Below are 15,241 nucleotides of genomic sequence, written 5' to 3'. Positions count from 1 at the left end.
AAGCGCGCAGAGCAAAGGGAAGGGTGTGGGAGGGGTTAGGTCAAGCGCGCAGAGCAAAGGGAAGGGTGTGGGAGGGGTGAGGTGAGGTGAGGTCAAGCGGCGAAGGCTGACTTCATCGGGTGCAGCGCAACCCACGACTGCGCGCAGAGTCTGCGCATCGCAGCCGGTTTGTCCGCAAACCGAAACGCCCCCCGCGATACGGGCCGGGAACCTATCCCGCAACCTTTCGGGAGGCGCGGGCCTACGCAGTAGGCATGGGCATGGGTTTGCCGGGCGGCTGGAGCGTCGGCAATGGGCGCGGCCTCTTGGGCGTCAGCGTGGGCGGCGCCGTTGGTTCAGCAGTCGGCTCCGGAGGCGCGCCTGGCCCCGGCGCAGGCGACGGCGTCTCCGTCGGCGTGGGCGTCGTGGTGGGTTCGGGCGGCGCGCCCGGCCCGGGTGCGGGCGACGGCGTCTCCGTCGGCTCGGGCGTAGCCGTCGGCGTGGGTGTAGGCGTCGGCTCGGGCGTCTCCGTCGGCGGGATGGGCGACGGCATCGGCGTCTTGTGCTTGGGCCGCACGATGACCGTGGGCCACGGGGTTGGCGTCGGCTGCGGCCCGCCTGGCTCACCCGGCCCCGGCGCGGGCGGCGGCGTCGCCGTCGGCTCGGGCATCGCAGTCGCCGTCGGCGTTACGGGGACGGGGCTGCCCGGGCCGTTCTTTGGGTGAGACGGGGCTGTGGGCACCGGCGTGGCCGTCGGCGCGGGCGGCTCGGCCGGCACCGGCTCCGCCGTCGGCTTGGGCGCGGGGCCTTTGTCGGGCACGGTCCCGCCCACGAGAATCTTCCAGGCCAGCAGCGAGTCCTCGGCCCCAGGCTCGGCCACGACGGTAACCAGCAGGCCGGGCGCAATGTCGGCCAGGCTCATGGCCCCGCCCGGCGCCAGGACCTCCACGCACTCGTCCACGTAGATCGTGCGCCCGTCCAGGATGATGCGACCAGGCTCCACCTCGCGGATCGTCCCGTGGAATTCGGCCAACTTGCTCGGGCGCAGGCCGCGCACGATTTCGGCGACTACCGCGCCATCCGATTGCAGCCGGCCTTCCACCGCCACGACGCGGCCCGGCGCGGGCCGCAGGCTCCGCAGCGGCCGATCTTGCGCCCACGCGGACGTGGTTTCGCCGATGCGAACCGTGCGCCCGGCTACGGTGAGCGTCCCATCGGCCCACTGCGCGGTGCCCTGGAACGCGATTCGCACCGTTTCGGCCTGGGCTGTCGGCTCCACGGCGATGCGCACCGCGCGGAGCGTGCCATCGGGAAGCCGCTCGGCCGAGACTTCGGCGACGCGGCCCACCGGGTCCCCTTCCGCCAGGATGCGCGTCTGCGCGTCGGCGGTTACCGTCCAATCCCCGACCGTCCAGGTGTTGCCCTGTTGGGCCGTTACCACATCTTTCAGCGCCACGGCAGCCGGGGGCTCCTCGCTCAGCGCCATGATGCTGCGCGCCACCAGGGTGCCATCGCCCTGGCGCACGGCGCGCACGCTTGCCCCCTGGCTCTGTTCCGTCAGCGCCTGGCTCTCGTCAATGTAGGTGCCCGGGACAACCTTGACCGGCACGCCCGCCACAACCCACTGATCGGGGCCGCGCTCGGCCACCGGCCCGGTGAGGTTGACCTCGTGCTGGGTCGTTTCCACTTCCACGTCGCGGGCGAGCACCGACCCGTCGGGCCGGAGCAGCCCGCTGGCCTGCACACGTGCGCCCACTTGCAGCCAGCCGACTAGGTTGGTGGCCGCGCTGAACACGACGGGGCGACCGTTGATGAGCCACGTGCTGTCATACGCGCCCGTGATTGTGCCACTGACCTTGACCCACAAGCCTTCGGCGGGCGGCGCGGTCTGGCGGATGCTCAAGGCGACCAGTCGGCCATCCTCCAGCCGCGCGGCGCGCACCTCCACGGTGCTGCCCAGGTCCGGCCGCCGCTCCATCTGGGTCATGGGGTTGACGCTGACCTGGTAACTTCCCACCGCGAGAATATCGGGGTCTTCGCCCAGGACAGGCCCCCTGAACTCCACAATCGCGGCCACGGCCAAACCGCTGAGCGGCCGCTCAACCCTCAAGCCCTGCGCGGGAGCCGCCAGCGCGATCTGATAGGTTTCGTGGGCGCGGACGATGGCCTGCGCCAGGGCGGCCTGTTGCTCGGGCGCCGAATGCCGCTGCACCCACAGGAGCGTGGATTGCTGACGCCGCGCCACCGCCGCCAGGTCGGCCACCAGCGCCCCCGACTGCGTCGCAGGAACCTGCGTCAGGGCTGCCAGCGCCGCGTCCATCTCCCGCGTCATGGCGTCCAGCAGGGCCAGGTCGGCCGCGCCGTCGCGCAGGGTAACTCCCTGCAACTCATTGAGGCGGCGCTTCGTCATGCGCAGATGCACCGCCGCTTGCTCCCTGGGCGTGTCCGCCACCAGCACCTGGATGCGCTCCTTGAGGGCCTTGACGGGATAGAAGGCGCTGCCTGGCAGGCTACGCTCGCCAAGCGCGTTGAGCGTGAACACCAGGACGAGGCAGAGCACCGTGGCCATGGCCGCGGCGAACACCGGCTTCAGCGCAGGCCACAGGCCCGGTATCCCGCGCACGCTCCGCCGCTCGCTCTCCGCGATGGCCGCCAGGAGCCGCTGCCTGCCCCTGGCGACGGCCAGCGCCGACGGTTCGGGCGCGGGCACGGCCTGCAACGCCGCCGCCACCGCCAGCAGGTCGGCCAACTCGTCGCCCTGGGCCGTGCCTGCGCGGTACGGCGACAGGTCGGGCGTCTGCCCCCTGCGCACCTGCTCTATCTTCTCATCCAGAACGTCCCTGAACCTTCGGATCATCCTTTTCCACCCCTGTCCCAGTGCCTTCTCATCGCCGCCAACCCGCGGTGTTGCAACGACTTGACGGCCCCTTCCGGCTTGCCCAGCACGGCAGCCACCTCGGCATTGGACATTCCCTCAAAGAATTTCAGGATGATGACATCGCGCTGATCGTCGGTGAGATGCGACATCAGCCGCAACAGGTCCTCACGGAGGAGACGGGTTTCCACTTCCGCCTCGGGGTCTTGGGCCAGGTCCATGTGTTGATCTTCCAGTTCCACGGTCTCGCGCTTGCCCGAACGGCGGAAATGGTCAATGACGCGGTTTCGCGCGATCCGCAACAGCCACGCGGCCACAGGCACTCCCCGGTAATCAAAGGAGCCGATTGCCTGCCACCCGCGCACAAACACGTCTGCTGCCAGGTCTTCGGCCAGTTCCTGGTCTCCGACCCGGTAGTAGATGTACGTGTATACGCGGCGGTAGTGGAGATCGTAGAGTTCGGCGAAGGCGGCCGAGTCGCGGTTCCGGGCGCGCCTCACCAACTCTTGCTCTCTCCGCGCAAGCAAGTCGGCCTCCATGATCTCCCCCAGTGAAAACAACGCAAACCGGCGGGCTTTGGGTATGGGTTCGCCTCGGTTTGCGCCTATATTCTACCATACTTCTTCGTTTCTATCAATTGCCCTGGCGGGCTGCCCGTGCTACAATCGCGCCATGCGCATCTGCTATACGCTCACGAGTTACCCACCCGCCCTCGGAGGGGCGCAACTCCTCTTTCACGCGCTGGCGCGCACGCTCTCACCTGCCCACGACGTGCGCGTTGTGGCCCACTGGCGCGAGAATCGCACCGACTGGCTCCTGGGCACGACGCTCCTGGCCCCCTGGCGCGCGCGCCCCTACACCATGGACGGCATTCCGGTCTCGCTCATACGGCTATCGCTGGCCGATCGCCTTCTCCTTGCGCCGCTGGCGGGAATGTACTACCCGCTCAAGGACATCGCCGTGCCCGGCATCGCGCGGATTCTGGAACGGCGCCTGGCGTCCCTGTGCGGTCGGCCGGACATCATCCACAATGGGCGCATCGGGCGCGAGGGCATCAGTTACGCCTCGCTGCGCCTGGCCCGACGCCTGGGCGTGCCCTTCGTTTTCACGCCCGTCCATCACCCGCGCTGGGTCGGCTGGTTCTACCGCGCCTACATCCGCCTGTACCGCGAGGCCGATGCCGTCATCGCGCTAACCCAAAGTGAAAAGCAGACCCTGGCGGCGCTCGGCGTGGCCGAGGAGCGCATCCACGTTACGGGCATGGGGGCGATCCTGGCGGCCCGCCACGACGCCGCGACCTTCCGCGCCAAGTACGGAATCCACGGCCCGATGGTGCTCTTCGTGGGGCAGAAGTTTGCGTACAAGAACTACGAGGCGGTGCTGGGGGCGGCTCCGCGGGTGTGGGCGCGATGGCCCGACGCGCGATTCGTCTTCATCGGCCCACGCACGCGCCACTCGGAGCGGGTCTTCGCGGCCTGCTCGGACTCGCGCATCGTGGAACTGGGCGCGGTCGGCATTGAGGAGAAGACATCGGCCCTGGCCGCCTGCGACGTGTTCTGTATGCCCTCGTCGCAGGAGAGTTTCGGCGGCGTCTTCGTGGAAGCGTGGATGATGGGCAAGCCCGTCATCGGGGGCGACATCCCCGCCGTGCGCGAGGTCATCGCCGATGGCGTGGACGGCTTCGTGGTGCCGGCCGACCCCGCGCACATTGCCGACCGCATCCTGGCGCTGCTTGCCGACCCCGTGATGGCGCGGCGCATGGGCGAAGCGGGGCGACAGAAGGCGCTGGCTCATTTCACCTGGGACAAACTTGCGGCCAAGACGCTGGCGGTGTACGAAAGTCTGCTGAAGTAGTGCCGAGGGTCCGCAATCAGTCCAGGGTGTACTTGCGCAGGCCCAGCCACTGGCCCGCAAGGCGAAACACGAACAGCGGATTGTAGATGAGGTAGCGCCGCCACAACCGCCGCGGCTCCTGAATCAGGCGGAACAGCCATTCCAGGCCGCTGTTCCGCATCCAGCGCGGTGCCTGGCGCTTGCGCCCCGACACGAAGTCAAACGCCGCCCCCACGGCGATGATGACGGGCGCGTGTATCCGCCCCACATGTTCGGCGGCCCACAGGTCCTGTTTGGGCGTGCTCATCCCCACCCAGACGATGTCCGGCTGCGCGGCGTTGATGCGCTCCACCGCCTTGCGATCCTCCTCGGGCGTGAGCGGCTCAAAGGGTGGGCAATCCACCCCCACAACCTGCACGCCGTGGAATCGCTGCTCCAGCCGCGACTTCAGGGCCTCGGCCACGCCCGGCTGCCCGCCGTACAGGTAGTGGCGATACCCCTTCGCCACCGACCGCTCGCACACGGCCAGCATGAGGTCCGGCCCGTACACCCGCCGCACGTGGCGGAACCCTCGCAGGCGTGCGATCCAAACCAGGGGCATCCCGTCGGGCGTGGTGAGGCCGCTGGAGTTGAGCGCGCGGCGCACGGCCTCGTCGCGCTGGCATTCCATGACGCCGTGCACCGTGGACACGCAGACGTAGTGGGGGTCGCGGCGGGCAATCCAGTCGTCTATGATGGCGAGAGCCTGCTCCATGTTGATGGCGCTGATGCCCACGCCCAGAACGTTGACCCGAGGCGGCGTAGTCATCTACCGCTCCACAAGCGCCCTGGCCAGGATGCGCCGCACTTCGTCGCGGTCCTTGGTGGCGAAGTACCAGTCTATGGTGCGCTTCAGGCCATCCTTGAAGGCCACCTGCGGCTCCCAGCCCAGCAGACGCCTGGCCAGCGAGTTGTCGGCCACGCGGTTCATCGGCCCGGTCGGCATGTCGGGGCGCAGGCGAATCTCGGCCTTGTGCCCCGTGTATTCCAGCACCATGCGCACGGCATCAATCACCCGCACCCGCTCCATCGTCCCCAGGTTGACCGCCGTTCCGTCGTCTATCTTCTCGCCGGCGAGGAGCGTGCCCCGGACGATGTCATCCACATACGTCCAGTTGCGAATCTGGTTGCCATCGCCCCAGACCTCAAACGGATTCTCGCCGACAAAGGCCCGCGCGATCATGGCGATGACCGCATGGTTCTCCTTGCCGCGCGGCCCATAGACGGTGAAGTATCTACACGAGGCCCCCTTCATCCCGTACTCGCGGCAGTAGGCCTGCAACGTCAGTTCGTTCATGAGTTTGGACCAGCCGTAGAGGTTGTCGGCGTCGTAGGGGGGCTTTACCAAATCTTCGGTGAGGTACATGTCCTGATTGGGGTCGGTCTGAAGGTAGTTCGGATACACACAGCCTGACGAGGCATACACGACCTTCTCCACGTCCGCACGGCGCGCTTCCCAGAAGATCAGCCCGCCGAGGAAGAAGTCCGTGGCCGGCCCCGCCTGGTGTGTGTCCACGTAGCCGCGCCCGCCATGGTCGGCGGCCAGGTGGAACACGGTCTGGATGTCGCGCATCGCTGCCCGTGCTACCCCTGGCTCGCGCAAGTCGGCCTGGACGAACTCCACGCTCCCCGCGTCCAGGTGGTGGCGAATGTTGTCCAGCCTGCCGCTGGAAAGGTCATCCACAATCCTGACCCTGGCCCCCTCGCCCACAAGCGCGTCAACGAGGTGCGAGCCAATGAACGACGCCCCTCCGGTTACAAGAACTCTTCGGTCTGTCCAAAATCCCATGGTGGTCTCGCAGCGAATGAGTGGTCATGCGTAAGCGCCAGGGCCCCGCGCCTATCTGCCATTATAAACGAGCGGCCCGCGCCCGTCAACCGTACGGGCCTGACGACTCAGCGCACCTTCTGTCATGCGACCGAAGACGCACGGGGCAGGTATGGAAGCCTGCCCTATGCTCGCTAGTAGGGTCCTCACCGCGGAAAGCACTGAGGGCGCGGAGATTTCAGAGTAAATCTCTGTGGTCTCCGCTTGCTCCGCGGTGAATCCGAGTCCGTAGGGTGGCTTTCCGTAGTCGCCCACGCTCGTTGTGCGTCGCAGGTTTGGCAGGTATGGAAACCTGCCCTACGCTCGCTCCGAGACCCTTGGGGTCTTCACACGTAGGGCGGCTTTCCGTAGCCGCCGGACGCACGGGGCAGGTGTGGAAACCCCAGGTGCGACCAACGGAGTTCGGAACCGAGTCCGCGACAAACTGGACTAGAAAAAGTAAGAGAATTGTGCTATACTATATGTAAATCCCGCAGGGGAAATGGCGGGGCTAGGGGTGTGCCGTGGCAAACGATGAGCGCGAAGCCTTGATAGAGCGCCTCGTGGCGAAGGTGAAGGCCTGGGGGCTGGAGGCCCCCGCCGTGCTGCTGTTGCAGTCGCACAGCCCGCTCGCCTTCCTGGGGAGCCAGGCGCTGGTGTTCCTGGAACCCGTGTTCCGCATGGCGGGCCGTGAGCGCTTTGCCCAGGATTGGGCGCGGGCGTTGGAAGATCGGGACACCGTGGAGCAAATCGTCCGACGGATTGAAGGCAGGAGATAGGTGCATGGACGGCATCGTGGAACTGCTTTGGAATTCAGGCACCAGCGAGAGACAGGCGCTCATGTTCGTGTTGCTGCTCCTCGTGCTTCCGCTGCTGGCGCTTTTCGCCGCGCAGTTGCGGGCGGGAAAACGCATCACCCTGCGGACCATCCGCGCCTTTGAGTACCTGGGGGCGCTGATCGGGCAGAGCGCGGAGACGGGCCAGCCGGTGCACATGTCGCTTGGCGTCGGCGGGATTGTGGATTCCAGCACCGCGGAAAGCCTGGCCGGCCTCGCGCTGATGGAGCACGTGGCCACGCAGGCCACGGCATGCGGCGCGCCGCTGAAGGTTACGGTGTCAGATCCCACGCTGTTGCCGTTGGCGCAGGACACGTCCCGCAAGGCATGGGAGACACATCCGTACCAATATCAGGTGCAGGAGCCTGAAGCGCGCCTGGTCGCTCCCGATGCCACGGCCTATGCGGCAGGCGTGATGGACATCTTGCTGGGGGAGCGCGTGGCCGCCAACATCATGGTGGGCCGATTCGGCCCCGAGTACCTGCTGATGGGCGAGACCGGCGTCAAGTCGCGCGTGCCCCAGGTGGTGGGCGCGGCGGATCCGCAGGTGTTGCCCTTCGTCCACGCCACGGCCGATGAGGCGCTCATCGGCGAGGAGATGTTTGCCGTGGGCGCTTACCTGCGTCCGAAAGCGGCCCATATCGCGAGTTTGCGCGTCCAAGACTGGCTGCGCGTGTTCCTGATTCTGACCATCTTGCTCGGCGTTTTGCTGCGCTCGCTGTAGATGCGGAGGGAAAGGTGAAGGTCAAATTCGGCCGTAGTCTGGCGGTTGCCATCACCATCGGCACGGGGCTACTCGTCCTGGCGAACTTCTTCGTGCGGAACGAGTACCTGCGCCGCGTGCAACAGACGCTGCTGGATTGGGCGATGATCCTGGCGGCGGTGGCGTTGCTGCTGGGCGCGCTGAACGTCATCGCGACCCACCTGCGCAAGATTCGGGGCAGGCAGCCAGGATGGGTGTACAGCCTGTTCCTACTCGCGGCCCTGGGCACGGTGGTGCTGTTGGGGTTCTCCGACCCGCGCGGGGTGGCGTCGCCTGCCGTGTCGTGGGTGTTTCTGTATGTGCACGTCCCGTTGCAGGCGACTATCTTCGCCCTGACGGCGTTTTTCATCGCATCGGCGGCGTACCGCGCCTTTCGGGTGCGGAGCGTGGATTCGTTCATCATGCTCGTCGCCGGTGTAATTGTCCTGCTTGGGCAGGTGCCGCTGGGGCAGGCCATCTGGGATCGCATCGCGGCGGCGAAAGACTGGATTCTGACCTATCCGAGCACGGCGGGCGCGCGGGGCATCATCCTGGGCGTGGCGCTGGGGACCATCCTGACCGGCCTGCGGGTGCTCCTGGGGATTGACCGGCCACACGTGAAATAGCGCGTTCTTGGGGGAAACGGCATGATCTACTGTCCAAACTGCGGCACCGCAAACCGAGACGGAAGCAGTTTCTGCAACCAATGCGGCCAGAGGTTGGCAGGCGGCTCCAAAGCGACATGTCCGTTTTGTGGTGCAGAGAACCCCATTGAGAACATCTTCTGCGACGCGTGCGGGGCCAAGTTGGCGCCGCTGGTAACCCGTGGCGCGGAGGAGAAAGAGAGGCCCAGACTGAAGGGCCTGTCGCTCCCGACAAAGCCGACGGAGGAAGAGGAACCCGCCCCCCTGGGTGAGGAGGCCGGCCTGCCGCAAGAGCCGACCGGCGCGGCGGGTGAAGAGGAGGAAATCCCCGACTGGCTGGCGCGCCTGCGGGCCAGCCTCGCCGAGACTGCGGAGCCAGAGCGCGAAGCATCCGAGGAGTTCGCGGCGGAAGCGGCCGGCGAGGCCGAGGAGACGCCGGAAGAAGTCCCAGACTGGCTTCGCGATTTGGGCGCGCCGCCCCCCGTGGAAGAACCGGAGGAGCCGGTCGCGCCCGCGCCGGAGGAGTTCGCGGCGGAAGCGGCCGGCGAGGCCGAGGAGACGCCGGAAGAAGTCCCAGACTGGCTTCGCGATTTGGGCGCGCCGCCCGTGGAAGCATCGGAGGCACCGGTCGCGCCCACATTGGGCGAGGCGCCGCCGGAAGCAGAGGCCGAGGAGGCCGCGCCAAGTGAAGTTCCGGCGGAGGCTCCGGCTGGCGAAGCGGAAGTCGAACCGCCCGCTGCTGGCGTTCCTGCGCTGCTGGAGGGCGAACCGCCTGCCCCCGCAGAGGAACCCCTCGCGGCGTGGCTGCAAGAAGAGGGGCCGGTCATCCTGGAATTGGGCGAAGAGGAGATGGAGGAGGAGGAAGCCGGGCCTGCCCCCGCGTCGGCGCCCGAAGTCCCGGCGTGGCTGGAGACCCTGGCGTCGGGTGCCGCGGTGCTACCCGAGGAATTGGGACCGATGCTTGGGGCGCCCGGCAAACCAACGCCCGAGGAAGCGGGGCTGGAGCGGGCGGCCATCCCCTCGTGGCTGGAAGTGCTGAGACCGGGCCGCAAGAGGGAGGAAGGGGAGGAAGCGCCCGCCGAAGAACCCGCCGAGACGGAAGGCGTGCTGGAAGGCGTGCGCGGGGCGCTCAGGCTTGTGCCCGCCATTGACCCGGGCCCCGACCAGTTTGTGCGGGCGGTGTCGGCGGCGGCCACGGTTACGCCCGCCCACGCCGAGACGTTGACCCAGGTTCTCGCCAGGCCCATCGCGTCGTCGGTGAGGCCGCGTGCCGTTCGCATCCCCCGCCGCGAGCGAGGGCTGCCGTGGCTGGCGTTCCTGCTCCTGCTGGCGGCAGTGCTGATTCCCATCCTGTCGCCCGGGCTGGTGCCGGGCGGCGGTCAGGTGCCCGTAGCCAAGCCCGCGGAAGACTTCGCCGCGCAAATCCAAAACCTTGCGCCCGGGGCAAGGGTGCTGTTCTCGTTTGACTACGACCCGAGCGTGTCCACCGAACTGGACTGGCCGGTGCGCGAGGTGCTGGACAATCTCAAGTCCAGGGGCGCTGTGCTCCTCGTGATGAGCACCACGCCGACCGGCCCCGGCCTGGCGGCGCGCATGGGTCTGGAGGACACCGCCACGCTGCTGGGGTATCTGCCGGGCCAGGAGATGGGCTTGCAGCGCCTGGCCGCGAGTTTTTCGGGCGCGTTTCTGGTGGACTACCAGGGGAAACGGGTTGACGAGGCGGCCCTGGGGGTTCAGTCGCTGGGTGATGTGGCGCTGATTATCACCGCGGCGTCGTCGCAGGATGCGGTGCGGTGGTGGGTGGAGCAGGTGGGCAGCCAGACGCACACGCCCATCTGCGCCATCGTCAGCGGCGCGATAGAGCCTTCGGTGCGGCCCTACTACAGTTCGGGGCAACTGGCCGGCCTGGTGAGCGGATGGATTGGCGGGCTGGCGTATCGGCGGGCGGCCTCGCCCGATGCGCCCATGAGCGCGCAGGACATGGCGGCCATTGAGGCGCAGTCGTTGGGGCATCTGGCCGTCGTCGCGCTCATCGTGCTCGGCAATCTGGCCTACTGGGGCAAGCGCCTGTTTGGGGGACGGTCATGAGCGATCTCGTCGGCATCTGGATATCCGCGCTCCTCACGGTGATGGTACTGAGTTACCTGCTCGGCGACAACCCGCTGTACCGCCTGGCCGAGCATCTGTTCGTGGGGACGGCGGTGGGCTACGCCGTCCTGGTGGCCTACTACAGCCTGTTGCGGCCGCGTTTGCTGTTGCCGCTCATCCAGGCCCCGCTTGAAAACTGGATGCTGATCGTGCCGCTCCTGCTGGCGGTGCTGTTGCTGGCGCGGCTCAATCATTCCTGGCGGGGCGCGGGCCTGGCCCCGCTGTCCTTCCTGCTGGGCGTCGGCGTTGCGCTGGCCATCGGGGGCGCGCTGTTCGGCTCCATTCTGCCGCAGGTGGAAGGCACGTTCGTGTCGGTGAACCCGGCCGATGGCGGATGGGGCGTTGCACTGAGCCATCTCGTGCTGGTCATCGGCACGGTGAGCACGCTGGCCTATTTCTACTTCACCGGCCAGGGCGATACGGGGCTGGGTCGGGTGCGCGGCGGGTTCCTCAAGGCGTGGCGCGGCCTCGGCAAATGGTTCATCATGCTGACCTTTGGGGCGCTCTTCGCCGGCACGGTGATGGCCCGGCTGTCCTTGCTCATCGGACGGTTGCAGTTCCTGGTAACCGAGATTCCCAAGACTTTGCGATAACGGCCGCCTGGGGTTGAGACATGACAGACAGTTACGCGATAGAATCCATTCTGGCAGCGGACTGCGGCACGTCCACCACGCGGGTTTTTCTGCTGGACGTGGTGGACGAACAATATCGGTTTGTCGCCGGTGGGGAGGCCCCGACCTCGGTGGCGGCTCCGGGCAACGATATTGTCATCGGCGTGATTCAGGCAATCCGCCAGTTGGAAAGCATTACGGGCAAGCGGTTCCTGGACGATGAGCAGAAACTCATCCGCCCCGAACGCTCGGATGGTTCAGGCGTGGATGCATTTGTGGCGACGGTGAGCGCCGGCCCACCGCTGCGGGTCGTGTTGGCGGGCCTGGTGCCCGAGATGAGCGTTACCAGCGCGGCGAAGGCGCTGTCGTGGGTCCCCTCATTGCTGGAAGGCATCGTTTCCCTGGGCGGAGATTCGGACCCCGCCGAGCAGATAGACCTGATTCGCCAGGTAGCGCCCGATGTCGTCGTCATGGTCGGGGGCACGGATGGGGGAGCTGTGCAGGCCATCGGGGCGCTGGCCGATGCGGTGGCCCTGGCCAGCAAACTGCTGGAACGGGAGCGCCGCCCGGAGTTGGTGTTCGCGGGCAATGTCAACGCCCGCTCCCTCATCGCCGAAAAGGTGGCGGGGCTGATCAACTTCCACCCCGTGGACAACATCCGCCCTCGCCTGGACGTGGAGCAGGCTGGCCCGCTGATAGAAGAACTGGAGACGCTATACACGGACCGGAAGATGGCACGCCTGCCCGGGTTTGGCCGCTTGAGCGCGTGGAGTCCGATTTCTGTCGCGCCCGGGGCGCGGGCGTTTGGGCATGTGATCCAGTTCGTGGCCGAGCAGTACGGCCTGAACGTGCTGGGCGTGGACGTGGGCTCCAGCCAGACGGTGCTCGCCTCGGTTCTGAACGGGGAGTTCGCTTTGACCGTGGGCAGCGGCTGGGGCATAGGGCTGGGGGCCAGGCGCGTTGTGTCCGATGCCACGCCCGCGGGCATCGCCCGCTGGGTCATAGACGAAGACGCCGCGTTGGCTGACGTGCTGGATATTGCGCTGACCAAGGCGGCGTATCCCCGTTCTGCGGCGACCACCGCGCTGGAGGTGGAGGTGGAGCAGGCAGTGGCCCGCGAGGCGCTGCGCCTGACCGTGGGGCGGGCCATGCCCGTCTGGGAGGCCGACGCCCACCGCCCGTATCCTGACCTGTCGCCGTTCTGGGATGTGATCGTGGTGTCGGGCGGATTCCTGCCGCGACAGGCGAATTTCGCGCAGAGCGCCCTCATGCTGCTGGACGCGCTACAGCCCATCGGCATCTGCACGCTGGTAGCCGATACGACGGGGTTGACGGGGGTTCTGGGCGCGGTGGGCGCGGTTCAGCCGATGGCCGCCGCCCAGGTGCTGGAACACGACGCCCTGCTCACGCTCGGGACGCTCATCTGTCCCGTGGGCGCAGCGGGAGAGGGCGATTTGGTGTTGCGCGCCAGTCTCAAGTATCCCGACAAGCAGACCCTGACCCTGGATGTAACCTACGGCTCCATAGAGGTGATACCGCTGGAGGCGGGTCAGAAGGCCACGCTGGAGTTGCGCCCCACGCGGCAGTTTGACATCGGCTGGGGGCGGCGGGGGCGCGGGGCCGTGGCCGAAGTGGATGGCGGGCCGCTGGGGATCGTGATAGACGCGCGCGGCCGGCCGCTTGCGCTGCCCGACGGCCAGGACGACAGGCGCCGCGTGCTGCAGAAGTGGCGATGGAACATCGGGTATTGACGATGCCGAACGAAATGGAGAGCGACGGCGAATGAAGCACTACTGCACCCTCATGCGCGTTGTGCCGTTGACACTGCTGCGACGGGAGCGGATGCTCCCCACCCGAGGCAAGATACTCGTAGGCATGGACGACCGGGTGGACGCGGTGGACATCATCGGTCGGTATGAGCGTCCCGGCAGGCTGATTCGCCTGGATGCGGGCGCGGCCCTCCGCCTGGGCCATCGCAATGTGGCCGATTTTCTCAAGAAGCGCATCGGCGAGAGCGTCCAGCGCGGCGAAGTCATCGCAGTCAAGCCGCGCCTGGGCAAGTTGTTCCCCAGGGTCTTGCAGGCTCCGGTGAGCGGCCGCCTGGTGGCCATGAGCGACTCGCAGATACTCCTGGAGTCCGACGTGGAGGAGAGCGAGATCCGCGCGCACCTGAGCGGGCGCATCGTCAGCGTGATGCCCGAGCGTGGGGCGGTGATTGAGACGGCCGCGGCGCTGGTGCAGGGCGCGTGGGGATTCGGCGAGATGTCCCACGGTGTGCTGCGGGCGGTGGTGGATTCGCCCGAGGACGTCCTGTCGGAGGACAAGGTGGATGTCTCGTGTCTCGGCGCCATCGTCATCGGGGGCGCCGACGCCACCGCGGAGGGGCTTGCCCAGGTGAGCAAGATGCAGGCGCGAGGCCTGATTCTGGGCGGCCTGTCGGCGACCCTTCTGGACCATGTCGCCGGTCTGCCGTTCCCTGTCGTCATCATGGAAGGGTTCGGGCGATGTCCCATGAACCCCTTCGCCTTTGAGATACTGAAGAGCCATATCGGGCATGAGGCGGCGGTGGATCCGGGCTACGCAGACCCGTGGCGACCGCGGCGGCCCGAAATTATCATTCCGGTGCCTGTGGCGTCTGCGGCGGTGGACTCGGCGCCAGAGGCGCTGCTGACGGATGGCTGCAAGGTGCGCGTGGTGCGGGGCGAGCGCCGCGGCGTGGCGGGCGTGGTGATGGCGCTGCCGGAGCACCCCACGCGGTATGATGTCGGGGTGCTGTTGCCGAGCGTGGAGATTCAGGCGGACTCGGGCGACCGTGTGATGGCGCCTGTGAGCAACGTGGAAATCGTGGGCTAATTTGCCGTAAGGAGGGGATTGGCTATGTTTGCACGAATACTAGAGCCAGGGAGCAAGCGTCGGCCGTTTGTGATCGCGGCTATCGCGCTGGTGGGGCTGCTTCTCGTGGGGCTGTTGGGCATCGGAGTTTACTCGCTGCTTCAGAAGGGGGGCGGGGGAGCCGCCGTGGCGCCCACCGAGACGCCGGCGATCTCCACGCCGACGCGCGAGCCGATCCCTAGCCCCACGCCCACGCCCACGCGCACCGCGAGGCCCACCAACACGCCTGTGCCTGTGGGGACGGCGGAGACCCCGACCGCAGAAGCCACGGCCGCGCCGGCGCAACCTACGATCGCGCCAACCGCCACGCCTACACCGGCGACGACCACGCCGAACACAGGCTCCAGCACGCTGATTCTCCTGGTGGCGGTCCTGGTGGCCGTCCTGCTGGTGGCTGTGCGGAGAGTGCGCACGGCGAGCGAATGAGTGCGCCCGCGTTCGCGCGGAGGGAGGTGTAACGTGCCGGAGAGTTAGCCTGCCGCGTCAGGCTTGTTGTGGACTGCGTTTGAACGAGGATTCACGACTCTGAAGGGAGAGGACAAATGGATATCAAAGGCAAGATCAGTTCCAGCGTGGGAAAGTTTGAGGAGTTGGCGGGGAAGGTGCCCGGCTACAAGGGCTACAAGCAGAAGGAACTCCGCCGCGAGGCCGACAAATTGCTCCGCACGACCATTGCCAACCAACTGTCGGACCTGCGCATGAAGTTGAGTGGCCTGCAATTGGACTTCTTGAGCGCCGGCAAGTTGTACCTGGTGGACGACCTGGAGCGGGCCGTGGGCAAGTTGCAAATCCTCATTGACCGGCTGAAGACGGCTTCCTACGGCTACGCCGGGTT

General features: G+C 67.3%; 14 protein-coding genes. 10 read left to right on the top strand and 4 right to left on the bottom strand.

Annotated elements, in window-relative coordinates; translation table 11 throughout:
• Positions 1-241: 241 nt before the first annotated feature.
• Together H5T65_11410 and H5T65_11405 are read right to left on the bottom strand one after the other, a co-directional pair.
• Positions 242-2,836 (bottom strand): hypothetical protein, encoded by a 2,595-nt coding sequence (locus H5T65_11410; GenBank protein ID MBC7259842.1) that lies wholly within the window; start codon positions 2,834-2,836, stop codon positions 242-244.
• The gene (locus H5T65_11405) at positions 2,833-3,393 is read right to left on the bottom strand and encodes a sigma-70 family RNA polymerase sigma factor (protein MBC7259841.1); all 561 of its coding nucleotides are present in this window, start codon (positions 3,391-3,393) and stop codon (positions 2,833-2,835) included. The genes H5T65_11410 and H5T65_11405 overlap by 4 nt, the downstream gene beginning before the upstream one ends.
• 133 nt (positions 3,394-3,526) lie before the next feature.
• Here H5T65_11405 and H5T65_11400 point away from each other — a divergent pair, with 133 nt between their 5' ends.
• The gene (locus H5T65_11400) at positions 3,527-4,708 is read left to right on the top strand and encodes a glycosyltransferase family 4 protein (protein ID MBC7259840.1); all 1,182 of its coding nucleotides are present in this window, start codon (positions 3,527-3,529) and stop codon (positions 4,706-4,708) included.
• 16 nt (positions 4,709-4,724) lie between these two features.
• Here H5T65_11400 and H5T65_11395 read toward each other — a convergent pair whose 3' ends face one another.
• Positions 4,725-5,495 carry a WecB/TagA/CpsF family glycosyltransferase gene (locus H5T65_11395; protein ID MBC7259839.1) on the bottom strand — a complete coding sequence of 257 codons (771 nt, stop codon included), beginning with the start codon at positions 5,493-5,495 and terminating at the stop codon, positions 4,725-4,727.
• Positions 5,496-6,515, bottom strand: coding sequence for an NAD-dependent epimerase/dehydratase family protein (locus tag H5T65_11390; protein ID MBC7259838.1), 1,020 nt, complete (start codon positions 6,513-6,515; stop codon positions 5,496-5,498). It abuts the gene before it with no gap.
• A gap of 542 nt (positions 6,516-7,057) precedes the next feature.
• Between H5T65_11390 and H5T65_11385 the strand changes: the two genes are divergently transcribed.
• From H5T65_11385 to H5T65_11345, 9 genes are all read left to right on the top strand, one after another.
• The gene (locus H5T65_11385; protein ID MBC7259837.1) at positions 7,058-7,312 is read left to right on the top strand and encodes a hypothetical protein; all 255 of its coding nucleotides are present in this window, start codon (positions 7,058-7,060) and stop codon (positions 7,310-7,312) included.
• A gap of 4 nt (positions 7,313-7,316) precedes the next feature.
• Positions 7,317-8,093 (top strand): hypothetical protein, encoded by a 777-nt coding sequence (locus tag H5T65_11380; GenBank protein ID MBC7259836.1) that lies wholly within the window; start codon positions 7,317-7,319, stop codon positions 8,091-8,093.
• A 14-nt stretch (positions 8,094-8,107) separates the two neighbouring features.
• On the top strand, positions 8,108-8,737 hold the full coding sequence (locus H5T65_11375; protein ID MBC7259835.1) for a hypothetical protein: 630 nt from the start codon (positions 8,108-8,110) through the stop codon (positions 8,735-8,737).
• Positions 8,738-8,758: 21 nt separating this feature from the next.
• Positions 8,759-10,843, top strand: coding sequence for a zinc ribbon domain-containing protein (locus H5T65_11370; GenBank protein ID MBC7259834.1), 2,085 nt, complete (start codon positions 8,759-8,761; stop codon positions 10,841-10,843).
• The gene (locus H5T65_11365; GenBank protein MBC7259833.1) at positions 10,840-11,496 is read left to right on the top strand and encodes a hypothetical protein; all 657 of its coding nucleotides are present in this window, start codon (positions 10,840-10,842) and stop codon (positions 11,494-11,496) included. The genes H5T65_11370 and H5T65_11365 overlap by 4 nt, the downstream gene beginning before the upstream one ends.
• Before the next feature lie 20 nt (positions 11,497-11,516).
• Positions 11,517-13,265, top strand: a complete 1,749-nt coding sequence (locus H5T65_11360) for a glutamate mutase L (GenBank protein ID MBC7259832.1) — start codon at positions 11,517-11,519, stop codon at positions 13,263-13,265.
• A gap of 31 nt (positions 13,266-13,296) precedes the next feature.
• Positions 13,297-14,367, top strand: coding sequence for a hypothetical protein (locus H5T65_11355; protein MBC7259831.1), 1,071 nt, complete (start codon positions 13,297-13,299; stop codon positions 14,365-14,367).
• 24 nt (positions 14,368-14,391) lie between these two features.
• A complete protein-coding gene (locus H5T65_11350) occupies positions 14,392-14,832 on the top strand; it encodes a hypothetical protein (GenBank protein MBC7259830.1) in 441 nt (146 codons plus the stop codon).
• A gap of 116 nt (positions 14,833-14,948) precedes the next feature.
• On the top strand, positions 14,949-15,241 hold a 293-nt coding region (locus H5T65_11345; protein MBC7259829.1), incomplete at its 3' end, for a hypothetical protein.

It is taken from the genome of Chloroflexota bacterium (assembly GCA_014360805.1).
In the GTDB taxonomy this organism is placed as follows: domain Bacteria; phylum Chloroflexota; class Anaerolineae; order DTLA01; family DTLA01; genus DTLA01.
The sequence above is the reverse complement of the archived record's forward strand: the minus strand, read 5'-3'. Positions and strand labels throughout refer to the sequence as shown.